This is a genomic window from Aquimarina algicola (genome assembly GCF_006443095.1).
In the GTDB taxonomy this organism is placed as follows: Bacteria; Bacteroidota; Bacteroidia; order Flavobacteriales; family Flavobacteriaceae; genus Aquimarina; species Aquimarina algicola.
In genome coordinates, this window is record NZ_VFWZ01000003.1 from 448,767 (window position 1) to 468,572 (window position 19,806).

20 protein-coding genes and 1 tRNA gene are annotated in these 19,806 nt (G+C 32.7%); 10 read left to right on the forward strand and 11 right to left on the reverse strand.

The window, feature by feature from the left end:
* Window positions 1–7: 7 nt before the first annotated feature.
* The 6 genes from rodA to purH form a co-directional block, all read right to left on the reverse strand.
* Window positions 8–1,474 carry a rod shape-determining protein RodA gene (gene rodA / locus FHK87_RS26235; protein WP_226294225.1) on the reverse strand — a complete coding sequence of 489 codons (1,467 nt, stop codon included), beginning with the start codon at window positions 1,472–1,474 and terminating at the stop codon, window positions 8–10.
* The gene (mrdA, locus tag FHK87_RS12805; RefSeq protein WP_140593506.1) at window positions 1,474–3,345 is read right to left on the reverse strand and encodes a penicillin-binding protein 2; all 1,872 of its coding nucleotides are present in this window, start codon (window positions 3,343–3,345) and stop codon (window positions 1,474–1,476) included. Before mrdA ends, rodA begins: the two co-directional genes overlap by 1 nt.
* Window positions 3,342–3,848 (reverse strand): rod shape-determining protein MreD, encoded by a 507-nt coding sequence (gene mreD, locus FHK87_RS12810; protein ID WP_140593509.1) that lies wholly within the window; start codon window positions 3,846–3,848, stop codon window positions 3,342–3,344. The genes mrdA and mreD overlap by 4 nt, the downstream gene beginning before the upstream one ends.
* A gap of 3 nt (window positions 3,849–3,851) precedes the next feature.
* On the reverse strand, window positions 3,852–4,670 hold the full coding sequence (gene mreC, locus FHK87_RS12815) for a rod shape-determining protein MreC (protein WP_140593511.1): 819 nt from the start codon (window positions 4,668–4,670) through the stop codon (window positions 3,852–3,854).
* A gap of 141 nt (window positions 4,671–4,811) precedes the next feature.
* Complete coding sequence (locus FHK87_RS12820) at window positions 4,812–5,840, reverse strand: rod shape-determining protein (protein ID WP_140593513.1); 1,029 nt, start codon at window positions 5,838–5,840, stop codon at window positions 4,812–4,814.
* Window positions 5,841–5,883: 43 nt separating this feature from the next.
* The gene (purH, locus tag FHK87_RS12825) at window positions 5,884–7,416 is read right to left on the reverse strand and encodes a bifunctional phosphoribosylaminoimidazolecarboxamide formyltransferase/IMP cyclohydrolase (RefSeq protein WP_140593515.1); all 1,533 of its coding nucleotides are present in this window, start codon (window positions 7,414–7,416) and stop codon (window positions 5,884–5,886) included.
* Window positions 7,417–7,601: 185 nt separating this feature from the next.
* On the opposite strand from purH, the gene FHK87_RS12830 reads away from it, so the two are divergent.
* Window positions 7,602–8,855, forward strand: coding sequence for an ABC transporter permease (locus FHK87_RS12830; protein ID WP_140593517.1), 1,254 nt, complete (start codon window positions 7,602–7,604; stop codon window positions 8,853–8,855).
* 10 nt (window positions 8,856–8,865) lie between these two features.
* Here FHK87_RS12830 and FHK87_RS12835 read toward each other — a convergent pair whose 3' ends face one another.
* From FHK87_RS12835 to FHK87_RS12845, 3 genes are read right to left on the reverse strand one after another with little or no spacing between them, the layout of a single operon-like run.
* Window positions 8,866–9,978 (reverse strand): GNAT family N-acetyltransferase, encoded by a 1,113-nt coding sequence (locus tag FHK87_RS12835; RefSeq protein WP_140593519.1) that lies wholly within the window; start codon window positions 9,976–9,978, stop codon window positions 8,866–8,868.
* A complete protein-coding gene (locus tag FHK87_RS12840) occupies window positions 9,975–10,970 on the reverse strand; it encodes a polysaccharide deacetylase family protein (protein WP_140593521.1) in 996 nt (331 codons plus the stop codon). Before FHK87_RS12840 ends, FHK87_RS12835 begins: the two co-directional genes overlap by 4 nt.
* A gap of 49 nt (window positions 10,971–11,019) precedes the next feature.
* Window positions 11,020–11,457: a retropepsin-like aspartic protease gene (locus tag FHK87_RS12845; RefSeq protein ID WP_140593523.1), complete on the reverse strand. Its 438-nt coding sequence runs from the start codon at window positions 11,455–11,457 to the stop codon at window positions 11,020–11,022.
* A gap of 260 nt (window positions 11,458–11,717) precedes the next feature.
* On the opposite strand from FHK87_RS12845, the gene FHK87_RS12850 reads away from it, so the two are divergent.
* The 9 genes from FHK87_RS12850 to FHK87_RS12890 all read left to right on the forward strand — a co-directional run bounded on the left by FHK87_RS12850 (window position 11,718) and on the right by FHK87_RS12890 (window position 17,570).
* Window positions 11,718–12,008 carry a hypothetical protein gene (locus tag FHK87_RS12850; RefSeq protein WP_140593525.1) on the forward strand — a complete coding sequence of 97 codons (291 nt, stop codon included), beginning with the start codon at window positions 11,718–11,720 and terminating at the stop codon, window positions 12,006–12,008.
* A 99-nt stretch (window positions 12,009–12,107) separates the two neighbouring features.
* Window positions 12,108–12,896, forward strand: coding sequence for a TatD family hydrolase (locus FHK87_RS12855; protein WP_140593527.1), 789 nt, complete (start codon window positions 12,108–12,110; stop codon window positions 12,894–12,896).
* A gap of 27 nt (window positions 12,897–12,923) precedes the next feature.
* Complete coding sequence (locus tag FHK87_RS12860) at window positions 12,924–13,946, forward strand: asparaginase (RefSeq protein ID WP_140593529.1); 1,023 nt, start codon at window positions 12,924–12,926, stop codon at window positions 13,944–13,946.
* 69 nt (window positions 13,947–14,015) lie between these two features.
* Window positions 14,016–14,103: transfer RNA gene (locus FHK87_RS12865), tRNA-Ser, on the forward strand.
* A 211-nt stretch (window positions 14,104–14,314) separates the two neighbouring features.
* Entirely contained in the window at window positions 14,315–14,992 is a 678-nt protein-coding gene (locus tag FHK87_RS12870; RefSeq protein ID WP_394344923.1) for a MotA/TolQ/ExbB proton channel family protein, read from the forward strand.
* Between the two features lie 112 nt (window positions 14,993–15,104).
* Entirely contained in the window at window positions 15,105–15,578 is a 474-nt protein-coding gene (locus FHK87_RS12875) for a hypothetical protein (protein WP_140593533.1), read from the forward strand.
* Window positions 15,579–15,580: 2 nt separating this feature from the next.
* The gene (locus tag FHK87_RS12880; protein WP_140593535.1) at window positions 15,581–16,189 is read left to right on the forward strand and encodes an ExbD/TolR family protein; all 609 of its coding nucleotides are present in this window, start codon (window positions 15,581–15,583) and stop codon (window positions 16,187–16,189) included.
* A 24-nt stretch (window positions 16,190–16,213) separates the two neighbouring features.
* Window positions 16,214–16,699 (forward strand): ExbD/TolR family protein, encoded by a 486-nt coding sequence (locus FHK87_RS12885; RefSeq protein ID WP_140593537.1) that lies wholly within the window; start codon window positions 16,214–16,216, stop codon window positions 16,697–16,699.
* A 160-nt stretch (window positions 16,700–16,859) separates the two neighbouring features.
* Entirely contained in the window at window positions 16,860–17,570 is a 711-nt protein-coding gene (locus FHK87_RS12890) for a porin family protein (protein WP_140593539.1), read from the forward strand.
* On the opposite strand, the gene FHK87_RS12895 is transcribed toward FHK87_RS12890, so the two are convergent.
* Window positions 17,565–18,170, reverse strand: coding sequence for a hypothetical protein (locus FHK87_RS12895; protein ID WP_140593541.1), 606 nt, complete (start codon window positions 18,168–18,170; stop codon window positions 17,565–17,567). The genes FHK87_RS12890 and FHK87_RS12895 overlap by 6 nt on opposite strands.
* Window positions 18,170–19,630, reverse strand: a complete 1,461-nt coding sequence (gene rpoN / locus FHK87_RS12900) for an RNA polymerase factor sigma-54 (RefSeq protein WP_140593543.1) — start codon at window positions 19,628–19,630, stop codon at window positions 18,170–18,172. Before rpoN ends, FHK87_RS12895 begins: the two co-directional genes overlap by 1 nt.
* Window positions 19,631–19,806: the final 176 nt, after the last annotated feature.

The following is a 19,806-nucleotide window of genomic DNA, read 5'->3' on the forward strand; positions in this document are numbered from 1 at the left end:
ATATTGATCACCACTCATTGACTCTGTTAGCATCAAGTTTTACAAAAATGAATAACAATATTGTAAATCCCCAAAGTCCTGATCCTCCATAACTAAAAAAAGGTAAAGGGATTCCGATAGTTGGCATCAATCCTGTAACCATTCCTATATTAATGGCAAAGTGTATAAAAAGGATTCCTATTACACTATATCCATAGACCCTACTAAATTGATTTTTCTGCCGTTCTGCCAGATGAATTAATCTAATGAGTAATAATACAAAAAGAACAATTACCATTCCACCACCTAAAAAGCCCCACTCTTCTCCTACTGTACTAAATATATAATCCGTATGTTGCTCAGGAACGAACCCTCCTTTGGTTTGTGTTCCTTCTTTCCAACCTTTGCCTATCCAACCACCACTACCAATTGCAATCTGGCTTTGATTGGTATTATATCCTATCCCTTTTGCATCAACTTCTTTACCCAGTACGATATTAAATCGATCTCGGTGTCGTTGTTCAAAAACATTATTAAAAATATAATTTACCGAAAAACAAAATCCAATAATGACGAGCAGCGTAATGATATATCCAGAATATTTTAATTTTTGCCTTTCGAACGACTTCTTTTCTACTAATAATCCTGTAATAATTCCGAAAGCAGTGACTAAAAATCCAAAAATTATAAGTTCTATATAGTAATGAAGGCCATCTAATGCTATTTTGATAGATGATATCTGAATTACAAAATAACAGATAACCAGTAAGCTTATTAATAAGCTGATACTTAAATATATTTTTGTTTTTCTTTCTTTATGAAGAGAGCTTACTTTAGGTATTAGTAATCCGATTATAAATAATAACGAACCAATTATGATGATAAATGGTCCTAAAAGCAAAGTATAGACAAATAAAACAGCGGCAGAAACTCCTATAATAAGGTAAATAGCTGCCAACCCTTCTCTATATAATGGAAAAAAGAAAGCTGCATACACCAAAGCACTACCAGGATCCGGCTGAGGAACAATGACGATAGCCGGTAATGCAATAATTAAAAAAGCTCTCAACTGATGATTAACCAACTTGATATTGGTTTGCATGTCACTTAAGAATTTAGCCAAGGCCAAAGCTGTACATATTTTTGCAAATTCTGATGGTTGTATTCTAACGGGTCCGAACGCATACCAGGATGTAGCTCCTGAAATCGTTTTACCAAAAACAAAAAGACCTAATAAAGATACTATGGAAATAACATAAATTAAGCCAGCAAACCGTTCATAAAACTTTGCTTCTATTGCCTGAATAATTACAATCAAAACAATACTTAAGAGAATCCAATAGGCCTGTTTTACGTATACTTGAGAAAAATCTGTAAGCGAAAAGGCTTCATTTTCATAAGATGCAGAATATATATTTCCCCATCCGAAACCAACAAGTAATAAAAATAATAAGACCGTTATCCAGTCAATTGCGGCTACACTGGACTTTGCCATTATTGGTTAATTTTAAAAGGTTCTCCACTATAAGGTTTTGCATACTCTTCTTCTAGGCTATGCGTAAGTATCCAGTCTTCTATATCAGTTCTGGAAATACTATCTCTAAGATGTTTTTCTATCATTAAAGAAGCTATTCTACCAGCATATCTTGCCCCCCAATATCCATGCTCTATAAATACCGCCAATGCTATTTTAGGATTTTCTTTTGGAGCAAAAGCTATAAAAACAGAATGATCTGTCAATTGTGTTTTGACACCATCAATTTTTGTAAAATTTTCTGCTGTTCCTGTTTTCCCACAAATATCTATTCCTTCTACCTGAAGAAAACTAGCAGTACCTTTTGTATAAACCTCATGCATTCCTTCTATTACAGGTTCAAAATGCTCTTTATTAATTGTAGTAGATTTTGGTTTTGTATAATTTTCGAATTCTACAGGTTTTCCATCAATTGCTTTTATAATATGAGGCGTATAATAATGACCTCTATTTGCAATTGCCGCAGTCATATTGGCTAATTGAATTGGTGTAGACAACACTTCTCCCTGACCAATCGCATTTGATAATGTAGCCGTAGCATACCATTTATACTTTGGATATTGATAAATTTTGTCATAATACTTCGCTGTAGGCACTTTACCAGGTCTACCAGCAGAAAGATCATTCCCGAGATAATGCCCTAAACCAAAACTCTCTACATGTTTTCTCCAAGCCTCAATACCTTCTTGGGGAGTATCATATTTCTCAATAATTCTTCTGTAGACAGTGGCAAAATATGCATTGCAAGAGTTTGCTATTCCCGGAATCATGCTTAGAGGACTTCTATGAGAGTGACAGCCTAATTTCTGTCCTCTTCTACCATAATAATACCCCATTCTACAAGAAACACTTTCTTCTGTGTCTATAACTCCTTCTTGCAATCCTATTAATGCATTTATAGTTTTAAAAGGAGAGCCGGGAGGATATTCTGCTTTTAATCCTCTATCAAACAAAGGAATTGCTATTGTATCATAAACAAGCTTGGTGAAATTTGCAGATCTTTTTCTCCCTACTAATAATTCAGGTTTATAACTAGGTGCTGTAACAAGAGCCAAAATTTCGCCTGTAGACGGTTCTAAAGCAACGATTCCTCCTCGCTTATTTTCCATCAACTTTTGTCCATACTCTTGTAGTTTTGTATCTAAAGTGATCGTGATATCTTTTCCATTTACAGGTAGCGTATCAAATCTTCCATTTTTATATGCGCCTATATCTCTATTAAAACGATCTTTTTGAATTCGTTTTACTCCTTTAATACCTCTAAGTGTTTTTTCATATTTCTTTTCAACACCATCGATACCAATGAGGTCACCCGAAAGATAGTAAGGGTCTTTTCCTATTTGAGATTCATTAACTTCTCCTATATATCCTAAAACATTTGCACCATAAGTCGTTTGATAATCTCTTAGCGAACGTTTTTGGATATAAAAACCTTCGAACTTACGCATTTTTTCTTGTAGGTAAGCATATTCATCTTTTGTAAGTTGAGGAATCACAATTGAAGGTACTCTTGGTGAATACACTCTAGCTTTCTTAAGACTTTTCTTTAGTTTTTCTTTTGTAATATTTAAAATCGAGCAAAATTCTAAAGTATCAAATGGCTTTAACTCTCTTGGAATAACCATTACATCATAAGAAGGTTGATTTGTTACCAAAAGCTTACCATTTCTGTCATAAATAGCTCCTCTTTGGGGATAATCATAGATCACTTTTATGGCATTATCTTCTGACAATGCGATAAAAGAAGTATTATAAATTTGTAAATAAAAAAGTCTTGCTATAAAAACAACACCTGTTGTAACAATTATTAGGTAAAGTAATAACTTTCTCATGAATCATCTCTTCTTAACAATACCAAAATTAATAAGGTAACTACTATAGTAAATAAACTAGTGAATAACGTTTTCTTTAAGATTAAAAGTATGTGAGAGAAGTTAAAAATTTCTAACGAAAAAAGAACAATGTGGTGTATAAGAACCATCAAAGTGACATACAAAAAACGTTCTCCAAAACCTAAATTACCAAGTTTTACTGTTTGAAATTCATAACTCAACCCAAAAACTGACCTCAATACTACTGGTCTTATAAATGCAATGACTGTACATGCTGCTGCATGTACACCTCCAGAGTCACTAAAAATATCTATAAATAGCCCTAACAAAAAGCTTATTACCAAAAAAAGACTCTTGTTTACATTAATTGGAACCAATAGAATAAAGATAATATAAATATAAGGATTTAAAAACCCTAAAAAATTGATATGATTGAGAATGAGTACCTGAATTAATACCAACAGAATAAATCTGACTATATGTAACAGAAGATCTTTATTCATGTATTAATCAATCTTTTCTAGACTTTTTATTTCTTTTGAATCTCTATTTTGTATGGAGTATACAAAACCTATATCGGTCATATCGTTAAAAAGTTTTACGTTTATTAAGTAATAACTTTTGGTTTCATTGAGTTGATAATTAAGTATTGTACCAACACCTATGCCTTTTGGAAAAATTGTTGATCGCCCATGTGTAATAATTGTATCCCCTTCTTTAATAATAGCTTGCCTAGGCACAGTCTCTAATTGAACAATATTAGGATCTTTCCCATCCCAAACTAGAGAACCGTATTGATTTGATTTTTTTAATCCTGCGTTAATACGAGAATTACTATTCAAAATAGATATTACTCTACTATAGTTTTTTGAAGTATTTTCAACTATTCCAACAACTCCTTTATCAGTGATCACACCCATATCAGGAAAAACACTGTCTTTTTCTCCTTTATTAATTAAAATATAGTTGTCGATTTTACTATAGTCATTTTTAATTACTCTAGCTTTAGTAAAACTAAAAGGTCTGTCAAATGAAACTGTATCAACATATTTTGTAGAAACTGTATCAACTCCTAAGGCGCTAAGCTGGTTACGCAATCGTTCATTTTCTTCCAATAACCTTTCATTTTCAATTTTTAACCCAAAATAATCACTAACCGAGTGTTGCCATGAATATAATCCGCCACTCAAAAAATTTGTAGAACTTACTATTTTACTCTTATGATAGGAGTGCGATTGTACAGTGAATGACAGTGATAAAATTAAGAGCAGAAGAAATAGCAGAGCGTTTTTGTTATTGATTAAAAAATTAATAATCTGCTGCATAGTCTAAAGCTGTAATGACTTTTTTTTATGTTAAACGTTATGAATTATATCTTTTGCTAAGCTATGCTTAACAAGTTAAAGCTGGATAACGTAAAATCTAAAGTTTAGGTATATATTTATTAGAGTATTTATCTAAAAATACTACTTTATTAATACACTTTTATATCTGTTAAGGTTTTTAAGAGTAATCCCGGTACCTCTTACTACTGCTCTAAGCGGGTCTTCTGCAATATACACAGGTAAATCAGTTTTTTGTGACAGACGTTTATCCAAACCTCTTAACATAGATCCTCCACCTGCTAAGTATATTCCTGTATTATAAATGTCAGCGGCAAGCTCTGGCGGTGTTTGCGATAATGTTTCCATAACGGCATCTTCAATGCGTAGTATTGATTTGTCTAATGCTTTTGCCATTTCTCTATAAGAGATTTGAACTTGTTTTGGCTTACCTGTAAGTAAATCACGCCCTTGAACATTCATCTCTTCTGGTGGAAGTTCTAAATCTTCTGTAGCGGCTCCTATCTGAATTTTTATTTTTTCTGCTGTACGTTCTCCAACATACAAATTATGTTGTGTACGCATATAATAAATAATATCATTGGTAAACACATCTCCTGCAATCTTTACAGATTTATCGCAAACGATTCCTCCTAATGCAATTACAGCAATCTCGGTAGTACCACCTCCTATATCCACGATCATGTTTCCTTTGGGCTGCATAATGTCAACTCCAATACCTATGGCTGCAGCCATAGGTTCGTGAATAAGATATACTTCTTTACCATTTACACGTTCGGCACTTTCTTTTACCGCTCGCATTTCAACCTCTGTAATTCCCGAAGGAATACATATTACCATACGTAACGCAGGAGCAAATATCTTTTTCTTTAATGCAGGAATATCTTTGATAAACATACTTATCATTTTTTCACTGGCATCAAAGTCTGCAATTACTCCGTCTTTCAAAGGACGTATGGTTTTTATATTTTCATGAGTTTTTCCTTGCATCATTGCAGCCTCTTTTCCGGCGGCAATAATTTTACCTGACATAATGTCTCTAGCAACAATAGAAGGACTGTCTACTACTACTTTATCATTATGGATTACTAATGTGTTGGCAGTGCCTAGATCTATCGCGATCTCTTCGGTAAAGAAGTCAAAAAATCCCATAAAAGTCAAAAAAAGGGGTTAAAATTTCGTAAATGTACTAAAATTAATGTTTAAAATGACGTGTTCCGGTCATAACCATTGCAATTCCGTTCTGATCACAATACTCAATACTAAGCTCATCTTTTATAGAACCTCCAGGTTGAACAACTGCTTTGATACCGGCTTGATCAGCAAGCTCTACACAATCCGGAAACGGAAAAAAGGCATCACTTGCCATCACTGCTCCATTAAGATCAAAGCTAAATGTTTTTGCTTTTTCTACAGATTGTTTTAATGCATCAACTCTAGAAGTTTGACCTGTTCCACTGGCTAATAATTGCTTTCCTTTAGCAAAGACAATAGTATTTGACTTTGTATGCTTGCAAATTTTTGATGCAAACAGCAAATCATCGATCTGCTCTGCTGTAGGAGCAACTTTAGTTACTGTTTTAAGATCTTCTACCACGTCAGTTTTAAGATCTTTATCTTGCACTAATGTCCCATTTAAGCATGTTCGGATTTGCGTTTTTGGCAAATCAACATCCTTTTGGATCAAAAGAATTCTGTTTTTCTTTCCTTTTAACACCTCAATAGCCTCTTCGGTAAACGAAGGAGCGATCACAACTTCGCAAAATAATTTATGAATTTCTTCTGCAGTTGCAATATCAATTTCGGTATTGCTAATCAAAATTCCTCCAAAGGCAGAGATTGGATCTCCTGCCAAAGCATCAACATACGCTTGTAGCACAGTATCTCTTTGAGCCAATCCACAAGCATTATTATGCTTTAAAATTGCAAATGTAGGTGCTTCTCCTTTGAATTCACTCATCAAATTCACTGCAGCATCAACATCCAAAAGGTTGTTATATGACAATTCTTTACCATGTAATTTTGTAAACATCGCATCAAAATCTCCAAAGAAAAAACCTTTCTGGTGCGGATTTTCTCCATATCGTAATACATTTGCTTTGGTTTCACTTACTTTGAGTGCAGCAATATCTTCACTAGCATTGAAATAATTAAATATGGCTGTATCGTAATGAGAAGAAACGTTAAATGCTTTTGCAGCAAAACGTTTACGATCTTCGATCGAAATATTTCCGTTATCTTTAGAAATCACTTCCAAAAACTCACTGTAATCATCAACTGAAGCAACACAGGTTACATCTGCAAAGTTTTTTGCTGCTGCTCTGATTAATGAAATTCCCCCGATATCAATTTTTTCTATAATATCCTGTTCTGAAGCACCAGAGGCAACTGTTTTTTCAAAAGGATATAAATCTACAATTACGATATCTATTTGTGGAATTTTGTACTCTTCTAATTCTGCAACATCGCTATCGTTATTTTGACGATTAAGAATCCCACCAAATACTTTGGGGTGCAAAGTTTTTACTCTTCCACCTAAAATTGAAGGATATGATGTAACATCTTCTACAGGAATAACATCGATCCCTAACTCTTTAATAAAAGCTTCCGTTCCTCCGGTAGAATAAATGGTAACATTAAGTTCGTCTAGTTTTTTTACAATAGGTGCTAATCCATCTTTACTAAATACAGAAATTAGTGCAGATTTAGCTGTTTTTGTGTTGCTCATGAGAAAGTTTAGTTATAAAATGCAAAAGTAGTAATTTAGTAACGAATTAGACAACCCATTAGCACTAATTGTTTTACACATTTTTGTAACAAAAAAACACAAAAAACGTCTTATTTTTTGGATTGCAATTACACTCTTTAAAAATATAAGAGTCGATCTTTGAGACCGTTTATAAAACTTATACTATGTTAATCTACCTAAGAGTCCTTAAAGAAAGTTTCAATTTTGCTGTAAATGCTCTTGTAAACAACAAACTGAGAACATTTCTATCACTACTTGGTGTAACTATAGGTATTTTTTCTATTATTGGAGTTCTTGCGGCTGTAGATTCCTTAAAACAAGAAATCAAAGGCAGCATTAGCTCTCTAGACAATAGCACAATCTATTTAATGCGCTTCTCTTTTGGACCTTCGGATATCCCACAATGGAAAAGGGAACAATTTCCTGATGTTACGTTTGAAGAATATCAATATATCAACAAATCTATGCCCAATCTAAAGGCAGCAAGTTATATATTAAATGTAACACCAGAGACGATTAGGTTTGAAAGCAACTCAATTAACAATGTAGAAGTAATACCGGTTACAAGTGACTATTATGATATTGAAGAACTACAAGTTGTAAAGGGCCGCTTTTATAACGAGCAAGAATCTGTTGCCGGTGCCCCTGTAATAGTTATCGGAGATGAAATTGCAAATAGTCTTTTTGGGTCAATAGACCCTATCGGAAAAAAAGTGCGCCTGTACGGAAGAAAATTCACTGTAATCGGTGTATTGCAAAAAGAAGGAACTGGATTATTCGGAAACAGTAAGGACACTGCTATTATAGTACCTGTAAATATCGTAAGAAGAATCTATGGAGACAACAACAAATCTGCTTTTCCTGCTATCATCATCAAACCCGACGCTGATGCTGACACACAAGAATTCGTAGCATTATTAACTCAAAAAGTAAGAACATATCGAGGCTTAAAACCTGATGAAATTGATAATTTTTTTGTGAATCAACTTCAAGGGTTTACAGACTTTATAGATAACATTACAGGGACTATGTCAACTATTGGAGGGTTTATTGGTATGTTTTCTTTGCTTGTTGGGGGTTTTGGCATTGCAAATATTATGTTTGTGAGTGTAAAAGAGCGCACAAATCTAATTGGAATACAAAAAGCACTAGGAGCAAAGAAAAAATTCATTCTTTTTCAATTTTTATTTGAAGCGATTATACTTGCTGTCTTTGGTGGATTGATCGGTCTGTTGTTAGTATGGCTAATATCAATATCTGCATCTCAATTCACAGGCGACTTTGAGTTTATACTCTCGAGTAAAAATATGTTTTGGGGCATGTTTTCTTCTACTCTGATAGGTTTGATCGCCGGAATTTTACCTGCCATATCAGCATCAAAATTAGATCCGGTAGAAGCCATAAGAACAGGAATGTAACCTTTAAGTACTAGGCAAAACTACAATCTCCATCTCCAAAATTCATAAAAACATCATCAAAATTTGTTTTTCCGAAGGTTTTAGAAATAATCGATTGTTTGTTCTTTTTTGTTTTATATAAAAACAACCACGATCGCTGTATCTGAAAGCAAATCCCAGGATCGTAGCATATCACCTCTCTAATATTTTGATCTATACAATGCAGTTTTACAATATCTGCAAGTTCTTTTGAATATTGACCTTGATCATAGTATGCAAATAAAACTTTCATTGTTCGATGTCGTTTTTGCAACACTATAAATCCTATCGGTTTATTTTGCTTAATAACTTTGATCAAATACACTGAAAAAGAACGATCAACCATCGAAAAAGCATACTTGTCTTTTTGCGTATTTGACAGTAAAGGGGCATCTTGAACCCAATGATATGCCTTTAACCATTCAAAAAAAGCAGCACCTTTCGGAGAAATATGACTTTTACCATATTTTTCTATTAAATCAATAGCCTCCGGATCAAGTATATTCAAGTATTCTAATTGACAAGAATTTACTCTTTTTCTAACTCCAAATCTTTGCAAACTGATTTTAACATTAACAAAAACATCAAAAAAATGATCAGCCTTTACCAATAAGCCTCGAAACTTAGATAGTTTTGGCAACACAATAGGAATCACAAAAGAAAGATTACTTCTTAAAACTCCTTTTATACCTTTACTTTCTTTTAATGTAACAAAATACCCGGATTTATCATAAACCCTTTTAGCACTTGGCGTAAATTGGGAAATTCCAATTTTTCCGCCTTGTACTCCGTACATAGTATTCAAAATCTTTCGACCTATTCCTGTACCTTTAGTTTTTGGATGTACCCACCAAGTAGATAACCAACCAATTTTTTGCTCATGACCATCTAGTTTTATTTTGTCTATAAAAACCCCCATATACCCTACAAGTTCATCATTGAGATACCCTAACAACAACACTACATCATCATCGTCGCAAGTAGGATTTTTATAATGTGCATATAGTCGATGCTTGCTAACAGGAAGAAAAGAGCCATTCCAGTATTCAGGGTTTTGCAAAACATCCGGAATTTCTTTTTTTAACACTTGTTTTATCTCAATCATTTTCTTTTAATCCTATAATTTCCAATCAACTTATTAAAATAAGAATACAAATGTTCAGTAACAATTTGCTTCTCTGCAGGTCTATCTGGATGCTCCAAAGAAAATCGTTGGATAATTCTATTATCAATATCCTTTTTAATTCCTGCATTACCGAAGATAAACATATCAGCATCATATAAAAACAATTCTTCTAATAATTCTCTAGTGGCACTTTTATCAGAAAAAGGAAATGCAAAAAGAGAATAGGTAATATCAAAGTTTGATTTTAACCATTTTATTGAATCTAGAATCTCTTTTTTTTGATGTTTTAGGTCAATTTCATGTAAAGGAGGGTGAGACATGGTATGCCCCCCAAAATAAAAGCCATTATCCATCATTTCTTTAATCTGGTCTTTGGTCACATAAGGCTTTTGCATCTCCAAATAGGCCTGAATGTCTATCTCCAAAATTTTTAAAATCTCATCCACTTTTTCTCTTTCATGAAAACGTATGGCTCTCAGTCCTTGAATGAGGTTTTTTTGAGAAAAAGGATCAACAGAAATAAGATCTCCTATTTTTTTAATTGTTTTAGAATCAAAGTTTCCTTTTTCTATTTTATCAATAATCACACTAATACTATGCTTGTAGAGACACTTTTGATTGTCGACAAAATCAGGATTTATAAAAAAAATGGCATTGACTTTATTTCTCTTGAGAATAGGATAAATAACAGAGTATATCTCCTCAAGACCGTCATCAAACGTAAGTAGAAAAGAATTTTCAGGAACACTCCCTTCTAACAAATTTTTAGGATCTAAAGCCTGGTAATGCTGTAACAAAAACTTCAAATCAGCTTCAAATTGGTTTTTGTTTTTATATGGATATAGATTTTTTATGTGCGCAACCTTATTATCTCTAACAATATGATAATACGGATATATCGTTTTTTGCTTAAAGAAACGAATATACTTCTTATGCGAAATTTGATACAAGCTGTTTTTTACAATACCCATAAAGTGATTACAAATAGTTTACGAATCATGTGTACTTAAAGAAGGCTTTTTATTTTAGGTATAAACATTTTTGATGATAATCTATAACCGCCTTGCCTCTTCTTAAAATATCAGCACCTATAATACCATCTACAGGCTCAGCGTCATGTGCTGTAAGTGCAGTATTTACATGAGTAAGGTCAAATAAAACCAAAGAAACTCTTTTTTTATGCCAATTTCCCAGTTTCAACTCATTGCGTTTAGAAAGTTGCGTCAACATATCTGTTGCTCCTGCTCCTGCTGCCTTTACATCACTTTCTTCAGTAAAAAGAGAAAATTTATCTACAGCTTCAAAGCCCACACAAGAATTAGAAGCTCCAGTATCGACAATAAAATTACCTTCTACATTATTCAAAACTGCTTTAATTTCAAAATGATTTGTTTTAGTAAAAACCAAAGGAATACGATAATATGATTTTTGAATTAAAAATTTTCGGAGTGTACTCATATTTTTTATTGAGGGAATCTGTGTAAAAATACTACAATTATAAATAAAGAAAACATTGCCCCTTACAATCAACTAAACCAACATTAAAAGCTAAGTCTTTTTTAAACAAAAACTAACAAATACTTAAAAAATGACCAATTCACTTACATTATTCACTTAAATCCATGCTAATTAACAATTAATTCTCACAAAGCAGAGTAGAGTTATTGTAAGTTAAGGGTTTAAATTTCTACTAAATTTCTAAAATAAAATTACTGATTATGAAGACGAGAAAGAAAATAGAACAAGTTGAAAAAGAAGAAATAAAATTTTTACACTTTCCAAAACAAGAGGTATTAAATAACCTGAGTGATCAACAAAATAGGAAAGAAAATCTCATTAGAGGATTAAGTTTAGGAAACCTGGAACACCTAAAAGTTAAAATAGTATTTGCAGACGATCAAGGTATTAAAAAAGTAGAAACTACTATCTGGGGGATAACAGATAAGTTTGTCATTTTAAAACAATCAATTGTAATCCCACTAGAAAGAATATTAAGTATCTCTTATTAAAAAAATAAGCTTAAAGTGAATTAAAACACTTAAAAATCTTACACAAGTCATGCTGCAAAAGCGATATTTTTTCGTTCAAAAATTAGTTATTTTTGCGGCATGATACTTACAGACACCCACACTCATATCTACAGCGAAGCTTTTCTTGAAGATCAAGATGATATGATGCAACGCGCAATACAAAATGGAATACAACGTTTTTTTGTACCTGCTATAGATTCTACGTATACAAAAGCTATGTATGAGATAGAATCAAAATATCCCGATCATGTTTTTTTGATGATGGGATTACATCCAACTCACGTAAAAGAAAATTATAAAGACGAATTAGCTCATGTAGAAGAAGAGATTAGATTGCGTTTTGATCAAAACAATAACAAAAAGTTTTATGCCATTGGAGAAATTGGAATAGATTTATATTGGGACAAAACATTTCTAAAAGAACAACAAGAAGCTTTTAGATACCAAATACAATTAGCAAAAAAATACAATCTACCAATCGTAATACATTGCCGAGAAGCTTTTGAAGAAATTTTTGAGATTCTTGAAACTGAGAAAGATGAAAGACTTTTTGGTATTTTTCATTGCTTTACAGGCACTCTAGATGATGCGCATCGTGCAATTAGCTATAATATGAAATTAGGTATTGGTGGAGTGGTGACATTCAAAAATGGTAAAATCGATACTTTCTTAGACCAAATACCAATAAAACATATTGTATTAGAAACAGATGCGCCTTACCTCTCTCCTGTACCTTACAGAGGCAAACGCAATGAAAGCGCATACCTTGTCAATGTGCTGTCTAAGTTAAGTTCTATCTATAATATTAGCCAAGAAGAAATAGCAGCTATTACAACAAAAAATTCAAAAGATATTTTTAAAATATAAGTAACAGTAATTATTTGATATCGTCACATGAACATATTACTTATTTATACCGGGGGCACTATAGGAATGATCAAAAACTTTGAAACAGGAGCATTAATGTCTTTTGATTTCAATAAACTACTACAAAACATTCCAGAGCTCAAACAATTAGATTGTACTATTGACACATTTAGTTTTGAAAAACCAATAGACTCTTCTGATATGGATGTAGACCGTTGGAAAGAACTAGGAAACATTATAAATGACAACTATGATAATTATAAAGGATTTGTAGTATTACATGGTAGCGATACGATGTCATACACAGCCTCTGCAATAAGTTTTATGTTTGAAAACCTTAATAAACCTATCATTTTTACGGGATCACAACTTCCTATAGGAGACTTAAGAACAGATGCAAAAGAAAATTTGATCACTGCCATTCAAATTGCTGCATTACAAAAAAAAGGCAATCCTGTGATCACAGAAGTAGGTCTCTATTTTGAATATAAGTTATTACGAGCAAATAGAACCACAAAAATTAATGCAGAACATTTTGAAGCCTTTAAGTCTTTGAATTATCCCTATCTCGTAGAATCAGGAGTACATCTTAAAATTAATACTGCTTTTTTAAGAAAAAGCAATAGGCGAAAAAAAATGGTTTACCATACTCATTTTGACAATAATATTATTGTAATCAAAATGTTTCCGGGTATCAATGAAAGCATCTTGAAGAGCATTTTTGAACTAAAAACTATCAAAGGTGTAATTTTAGAGACTTATGGCGCAGGAAATACCACAACAAAAAAGTGGTTCATAACGTTATTATCTAAAATGATAAAAGAAGGAATACCCATTGTAAATGTTACTCAGTGTATAGGAGGAAGTGTTTCGATGGGAAAATATGAAACTAGTGTAGCATTAAAAAAAATAGGAGTAATTTCTGGAAAAGACATCACAACCGAGGCTGCAATTGCTAAGCTTATGTATCTTTTGGGAGAAAAATTACCACTTAAAGTGCTCAAAACCATATACGAAACTTCTTTAAGAGGTGAAATTTCAGAAAATTAACGCCTCAAATTTTAGTAGTTAACATTTTTTTCGTTATTTGCCCTGCTCGTTTTTACGGGTAAAACCCATAGAGAGGTGGCCGAGTGGTCGAAGGCGCACGCCTGGAAAGTGTGTATACGTCAAAAGCGTATCGAGGGTTCGAATCCCTTCCTCTCTGCAATATATTTGATTTTTTAATAGATTTTATATTATTTTTATATCTTTAACCCTTTAACTAATTAAAATTAAGAATCAGCGCAATGAAAAGATTATTTTCTATTCTGGCAATCGTAGCGGTAACAGCTTTTGGAAATTTACAAGCATCTACTGCACAATCCCAGTTATTAACAACAAATATGCAATTATTAATTGCTCCTGTAACAACAACTATGGCACAAGATACTGAAGCAGCTGGCGACACAGCTGAAGAATTATCTTTCCATCAAAATCTTAAAAAACGTTTTATAGAAGGTGGACCAGAGTTCATGGGAATTGTACTTTTATGTTTGATCTTAGGTCTTGCGATTGCAATTGAAAGAATTATCTTTTTAAATCTTTCTACTACAAACACTAAAAAATTGCAACAAAATGTTGAAGATGCTTTAAATAGTGGTGGTGTTGAAGCTGCTAAAGAAGTATGTAGAAACACAAAAGGACCTGTAGCATCTATTTACTATCAAGGACTTGATAGAGCAGACGAAAGCATTGATGCTGCTGAAAAAGCAGTAGTAGCTTATGGTGGTGTTCAAATGGGACAACTAGAAAAGAATGTATCTTGGGTTTCATTATTTATCGCTCTTGCACCAATGTTAGGTTTCATGGGTACGGTAATAGGTATGATCCAGGCATTCGATAAAATTGAAGCAGCAGGAGATATGCAGCCATCACTTGTAGCAGGTGGTATTAAAGTTGCACTTCTTACTACGGTATTTGGACTTATTGTTGCTATTATCCTTCAGATTTTTTACAACTATATAGTTGCAAAAATCGATAGAATCGTAAATGATATGGAGGATGCATCGATTACTTTAATCGATATGCTTGTAGCTTACAAAAACAAGAAATAATAAGATTTAGATCAAATTATAATGGTTACTTTTTATAAAAAGAACCATTAGAAATACATTACCTTATTATTAACTTGAGTGCTGTAAGCATTCCAAACAAAAAAATAGACACATGAAAATTTCTAAAATATTATCATATCTTGTGCTAGCAATAGGTATCTTAGGAGCTATCCTTTGGTACGCAATGAGTAGCTCAATAAGTGATTTGATGGATCAAAATGGTGTTTCTGAAGCAAGAGAACTTTCTCTAGATGAAGCAGCGCCAATGGTAAGCCCACTATATAGTTTAACATTAGTAATATTTGTAATCACTATTGTAGTTACTCTTATTACAGTATTTTCTACATTAGCGAAAAACCCTTCAGGTCTTAAGAACACATTGATAGGTATTGTAGCCTTCGTTCTTATTATAGGTATTGGTTTTGTTATGGCAGATGGTGTGGAGACTCCACTAAAAGATGGAGATGTGCTATCTGAAAGCGGATCAAAATGGGTAGGAACCGGATTATATGCATTTTATTTCCTCGCTGCAATAGCAGTTGGTTTAATGTTCTTATCTGGAATTAAAAAATTAATCGGTAAATAATTATGGCAAGAAGAGCAGCACCAGAAGTTAATGCAGGATCTATGGCGGATATTGCATTCTTACTTCTTATATTCTTCCTGGTTACTACAACTATCGAAACAGATAGTGGTATTAGCCGTAAACTTCCACCTCCTCAAGAGGATAATGTAGAACCTCCTGTTCTAAAGCAGAAAAATATTTTTGTTGTAGAATTAAACAAAAACAATGATCTTTTGGTAGAGGAAGTTCCTATGGAATTGAAAGACCTTCGCGAAGCTGCTATTAAATTTTTAGATAATGGTGGCGGAAGAGGTGAAGACGCTTGTAAATACTGTCAGGGAGCTAAAGACCCTTCTTCTTCTGATAATCCTACAAAAGCAGTAATTTCTCTACGTAACAACAGAGAAACAAATTATGCTACTTATATCGCAGTGCAAAATGAGCTGGTAGCAGCTTATACAACACTTAGAGACAGAGAATCTAATAAACTCTTTGGTAAATCTTTTACACAAATGGAAAAAGAACTTAAAGATGTTAATTATTCTGGTAGCAAGGATAAACTAAAAGAAGATATTAAGAAAATTCAGCTTCTGTTCCCTGAAAAACTTTCTGAAGCAGAACCTAAAAAGTAAATAACATAAAATACAATTCTTATTATGTCAAAGTTTAAAAAGAACAAAAGTAACGAACTGCCTGCTATATCTACGGCTTCTTTACCAGATATCGTATTTATGTTATTATTCTTCTTTATGGTGGCAACTGTAATGCGTCAAAACACTTTGATGATCGAAAACAAATTACCTGTAGCTGATCAAATTGAAAAGTTAGACAAAAAAGACTTGGTAATGTATATCTATGCAGGAAAACCAAGTGCAAGATACAGTGCTAGTGCAGGAAATCAGCCTAGAATACAGCTTAATGATAAGTTTGCTAATGTAAGCGACATTAAACCTTTTATTTTAGCTGAAAGAGCTTCTAAAAGAGAAGAACTTGTACCTTTTCTTACAACTGCCCTAAAGGTGGACGGACAAACCAACATGGGACTTGTAGGAGATATCAAAAAAGAACTTAGAGAAGTACAGGCTCTAAAAATCAATTACACCACCAGAACTGGTGATGCAACTGATAATCTGAAGCAATAAATTCATTGCAAAATTGAATATTAACAAAAAAAGGAGCTTTATTTATCTATTTATACTTTTATAAAGCTCCTTTTTCTTTTAAAATTTATTTTTTATGGAGAGTTCTTATCAAAGAACTTCTTATTTCTAAAGAAATAAATTTATTTTAGTGCTCTATATCATGAAAACTGTTTTTGCCACTACATTTTGTTCTTTATTTATATTCCTTTCTTCTTTTGGTCAGGAAACAGTTAATGATTCTATTCCCAAAATAGAAGTTGATTCTCTATATCGTGAAGATCAATTTTACCTGGGAGTTACTTTCAATTTACTTTTAAATAGACCAAGCAAAATAAGTCTTTCTGGATTTTCAGGTGGTTTACATCTTGGATTTATAAGAGATATGCCTATCAACAAAAGACGTAATGTAGCTATTGGATTAGGATTAGGATACTCTTTAAATGTTTACAATCATGATTTATTTGTTGGTGAAGAAGAAGGAACAGAAACAACAATATTTAGAGATCTTGAAGATATCGATTTCTCAACCAATAGATTTACCACACATTTAATCGAAGCTCCGCTTGAGTTTAGATGGCGAACTTCTGTACCTCAAACACATAAGTTCTATAGAATTTATACAGGAATCCGAATGGGGTATATGTACTCTTTTGTATCTAATTTTAAGCAACCAGGCAATCAGGTACGGCAAACAGAAATAGATGAATTAAACAGATGGCGTATAGGAGCGACTTTCACTTTTGGATGGAACACATTTAATTTTCATTTTTATTATAGCTTAAACACACTATTTAATAGCGAAGCTTTGATAGAAGGACAAGAAGTAGGGCTAAACCCTGTAAGAATTGGTTTAATGTTTTATATTTTATAACCAAATATTAGCCAAAGTCAACTGAGGGATTACTCCAATAAGAAAACCTAAAATAAGTTCAAGGTTTGTATGAGCTTTACAATGTAATCGAGAAGTAGCCACCATACCATTCAACACAAACAGAACAGCAATTAATAGGGTTAAGTTAACTCCAAAATGCACACTTAATGTCACGACAAACATCGTGATCGCACTTATGCCAACCATGTGCAAACTTGCTTTGATATTAAATAACACCATAAAAATTGCACTTAGTGAAGAGAATAAAACGCCCAAGAAGAAAAAATATAACTCCGGATAATTGTATACATCTATCACAAGCTTAATCACAACGATAAGCAAAACAGATTGTAGCAACAAAGGGATTTTACGTTGTTTTACATTTTCTAAATGCATGGATGTGATTGCCCCAAGGCTTTTTAATAAAAAAAATAAAACGATAGGAATCAAAACCGTTAGAATGAGAATCCCTGATATTTTAAGCTGTATGATTTCAAAAGGCATAAACCTTGGCGCTGTAAAAAAGTAAATAACCGCACCAGCTATAGGCATCAGTAAAGGATGTAAAATAAAAGAAATGCTTTTTAGAAAAAAATTCATTAAATCTTTTTTCGTAGTCTTGCTACAGGAATGTCTAATTGCTCCCTATATTTAGCTACAGTTCTTCTGGCAATAGGATACCCCTTTTCTTTAAGGATTTTTGCAAGTTTTTCGTCTGTCAACGGTTTTTTCTTATCTTCTTCTCCTATTGTTATTTCCAGTATTTTCTTAATTTCTCTAGTAGAAACTTCTTCACCTTGATCATTGGTCATTGATTCAGAAAAGAATTCTTTGATTAGTTTGGTTCCATAAGGAGTATCTACATATTTACTATTAGCAACTCTTGACACTGTACTTACATCCATACCAATCTCATCTGCAATATCTTTTAAGATCATCGGTTTTAGATTTCGCTCATCTCCACTAAGAAAATAACTTTTTTGATAGTGCATTATTGCACTCATGGTTACAAAAAGTGTTTGCTGTCTTTGTTTTACTGCTTCGATAAACCATTTTGCTGCATCTAGTTTTTGTTTGATGAACATTACAGCATCTTTTTGTGATTTAGATTTTTCTTTACTTGCTTTATATCCCTGAAGCATATTATTATATTCTCTAGAGACATGAAGTTCTGGAGCATTTCGGCCGTTTAATGTCAATTCCAACTCTCCATCAACGATTCTTATAGTAAAATCGGGGACTACATGTTCTATCAAACGATTATTCCCAGAATAAGCTCCACCGGGTTTAGGGTTAAGATGCTCGATCTCATCAATTGCTTCTCTTAACTGCTCTTCAGTTACTTCGAACTTAGCTAAAAGTTTATCATAATGTTTCTTACTAAAATGATCAAAAGTTTGCTTTAGAATTTGAGAAGCCAATTTTATTGGTATGGTTGTTTCTTTTCTATCTAATTGTATCCAAAGACATTCTTGTAAATTTCTAGCCCCAACTCCTGCGGGATCTAGCTGATGCACTATCTTTAAGATATCTTCTATTTTATCTTCAGAAGTGTATACATTTTGTGTAAAAGCCAAATCATCCAGAATATCAGTCAAAGGTCTTCTTATATAACCACTTTCATCAATACTACCAACAAGAAACTCTGCTATTTCTCTTTCTTCTTCATCTAGTCGATATGTATTCAATTGATTAATTAAATGTTGATGAAATGATGTTCCTGAAGCGTATGGTATACTTTTTTCGTCTTCATCACCGCTGTAATTATTAGAATTTAATCGATAACTTGGTATTTCGTCATCACTTAAATATTCATCTACATTGATTTCTGCTTCTATTTTTTCGGTTCCATAATCATCTTCTGCAGTACTCTCATTGCTAAATGTATCTTCATATTCATCTACTTTTTCCTTACCACTATCTAAGGCAGGATTTTCTTCCATTTCTTGTTTAAGACGTTGTTCAAATGCCTGCGTAGGCAATTGAATCAACTTCATAAGTTGGATTTGTTGAGGAGAAAGTTTCTGAGAAAGTTTAAAATTTAATTGTTGCTTTAGCATAAAAAATATCAATGTTCATCTATTGACAAAAATAAACAAAAAACGGTGTTTTTTTAAGAGACTAAAATATTTGTTACCTCTCAAAAAAGTAAAAAAATAATCATGTCAAAAAAAAGAAATATAAACGTGAATTTATACTTAATCTCTTCTTTTTAAGAATGTTTTTTGATTTTTGT

What these genes read in the sequence shown, in the direction of transcription:
- rodA (WP_226294225.1), bottom strand. Translation starts at nt 1,474, where the DNA reads ATGGCAAAGTCCAGTGTAGCCGCAATTGACTGGATAACGGTCTTATTA.
- mrdA (WP_140593506.1), bottom strand. Translation starts at nt 3,345, where the DNA reads ATGAGAAAGTTATTACTTTACCTAATAATTGTTACAACAGGTGTTGTT.
- mreD (WP_140593509.1), bottom strand. Translation starts at nt 3,848, where the DNA reads ATGAATAAAGATCTTCTGTTACATATAGTCAGATTTATTCTGTTGGTA.
- mreC (WP_140593511.1), bottom strand. Translation starts at nt 4,670, where the DNA reads ATGCAGCAGATTATTAATTTTTTAATCAATAACAAAAACGCTCTGCTA.
- FHK87_RS12820 (WP_140593513.1), bottom strand. Translation starts at nt 5,840, where the DNA reads ATGGGATTTTTTGACTTCTTTACCGAAGAGATCGCGATAGATCTAGGC.
- purH (WP_140593515.1), bottom strand. Translation starts at nt 7,416, where the DNA reads ATGAGCAACACAAAAACAGCTAAATCTGCACTAATTTCTGTATTTAGT.
- FHK87_RS12830 (WP_140593517.1), top strand. Translation starts at nt 7,602, where the DNA reads ATGTTAATCTACCTAAGAGTCCTTAAAGAAAGTTTCAATTTTGCTGTA.
- FHK87_RS12835 (WP_140593519.1), bottom strand. Translation starts at nt 9,978, where the DNA reads ATGATTGAGATAAAACAAGTGTTAAAAAAAGAAATTCCGGATGTTTTG.
- FHK87_RS12840 (WP_140593521.1), bottom strand. Translation starts at nt 10,970, where the DNA reads ATGGGTATTGTAAAAAACAGCTTGTATCAAATTTCGCATAAGAAGTAT.
- FHK87_RS12845 (WP_140593523.1), bottom strand. Translation starts at nt 11,457, where the DNA reads ATGAGTACACTCCGAAAATTTTTAATTCAAAAATCATATTATCGTATT.
- FHK87_RS12850 (WP_140593525.1), top strand. Translation starts at nt 11,718, where the DNA reads ATGAAGACGAGAAAGAAAATAGAACAAGTTGAAAAAGAAGAAATAAAA.
- FHK87_RS12855 (WP_140593527.1), top strand. Translation starts at nt 12,108, where the DNA reads ATGATACTTACAGACACCCACACTCATATCTACAGCGAAGCTTTTCTT.
- FHK87_RS12860 (WP_140593529.1), top strand. Translation starts at nt 12,924, where the DNA reads ATGAACATATTACTTATTTATACCGGGGGCACTATAGGAATGATCAAA.
- FHK87_RS12870 (WP_394344923.1), top strand. Translation starts at nt 14,315, where the DNA reads ATGGCACAAGATACTGAAGCAGCTGGCGACACAGCTGAAGAATTATCT.
- FHK87_RS12875 (WP_140593533.1), top strand. Translation starts at nt 15,105, where the DNA reads ATGAAAATTTCTAAAATATTATCATATCTTGTGCTAGCAATAGGTATC.
- FHK87_RS12880 (WP_140593535.1), top strand. Translation starts at nt 15,581, where the DNA reads ATGGCAAGAAGAGCAGCACCAGAAGTTAATGCAGGATCTATGGCGGAT.
- FHK87_RS12885 (WP_140593537.1), top strand. Translation starts at nt 16,214, where the DNA reads ATGTCAAAGTTTAAAAAGAACAAAAGTAACGAACTGCCTGCTATATCT.
- FHK87_RS12890 (WP_140593539.1), top strand. Translation starts at nt 16,860, where the DNA reads ATGAAAACTGTTTTTGCCACTACATTTTGTTCTTTATTTATATTCCTT.
- FHK87_RS12895 (WP_140593541.1), bottom strand. Translation starts at nt 18,170, where the DNA reads ATGAATTTTTTTCTAAAAAGCATTTCTTTTATTTTACATCCTTTACTG.
- rpoN (WP_140593543.1), bottom strand. Translation starts at nt 19,630, where the DNA reads ATGCTAAAGCAACAATTAAATTTTAAACTTTCTCAGAAACTTTCTCCT.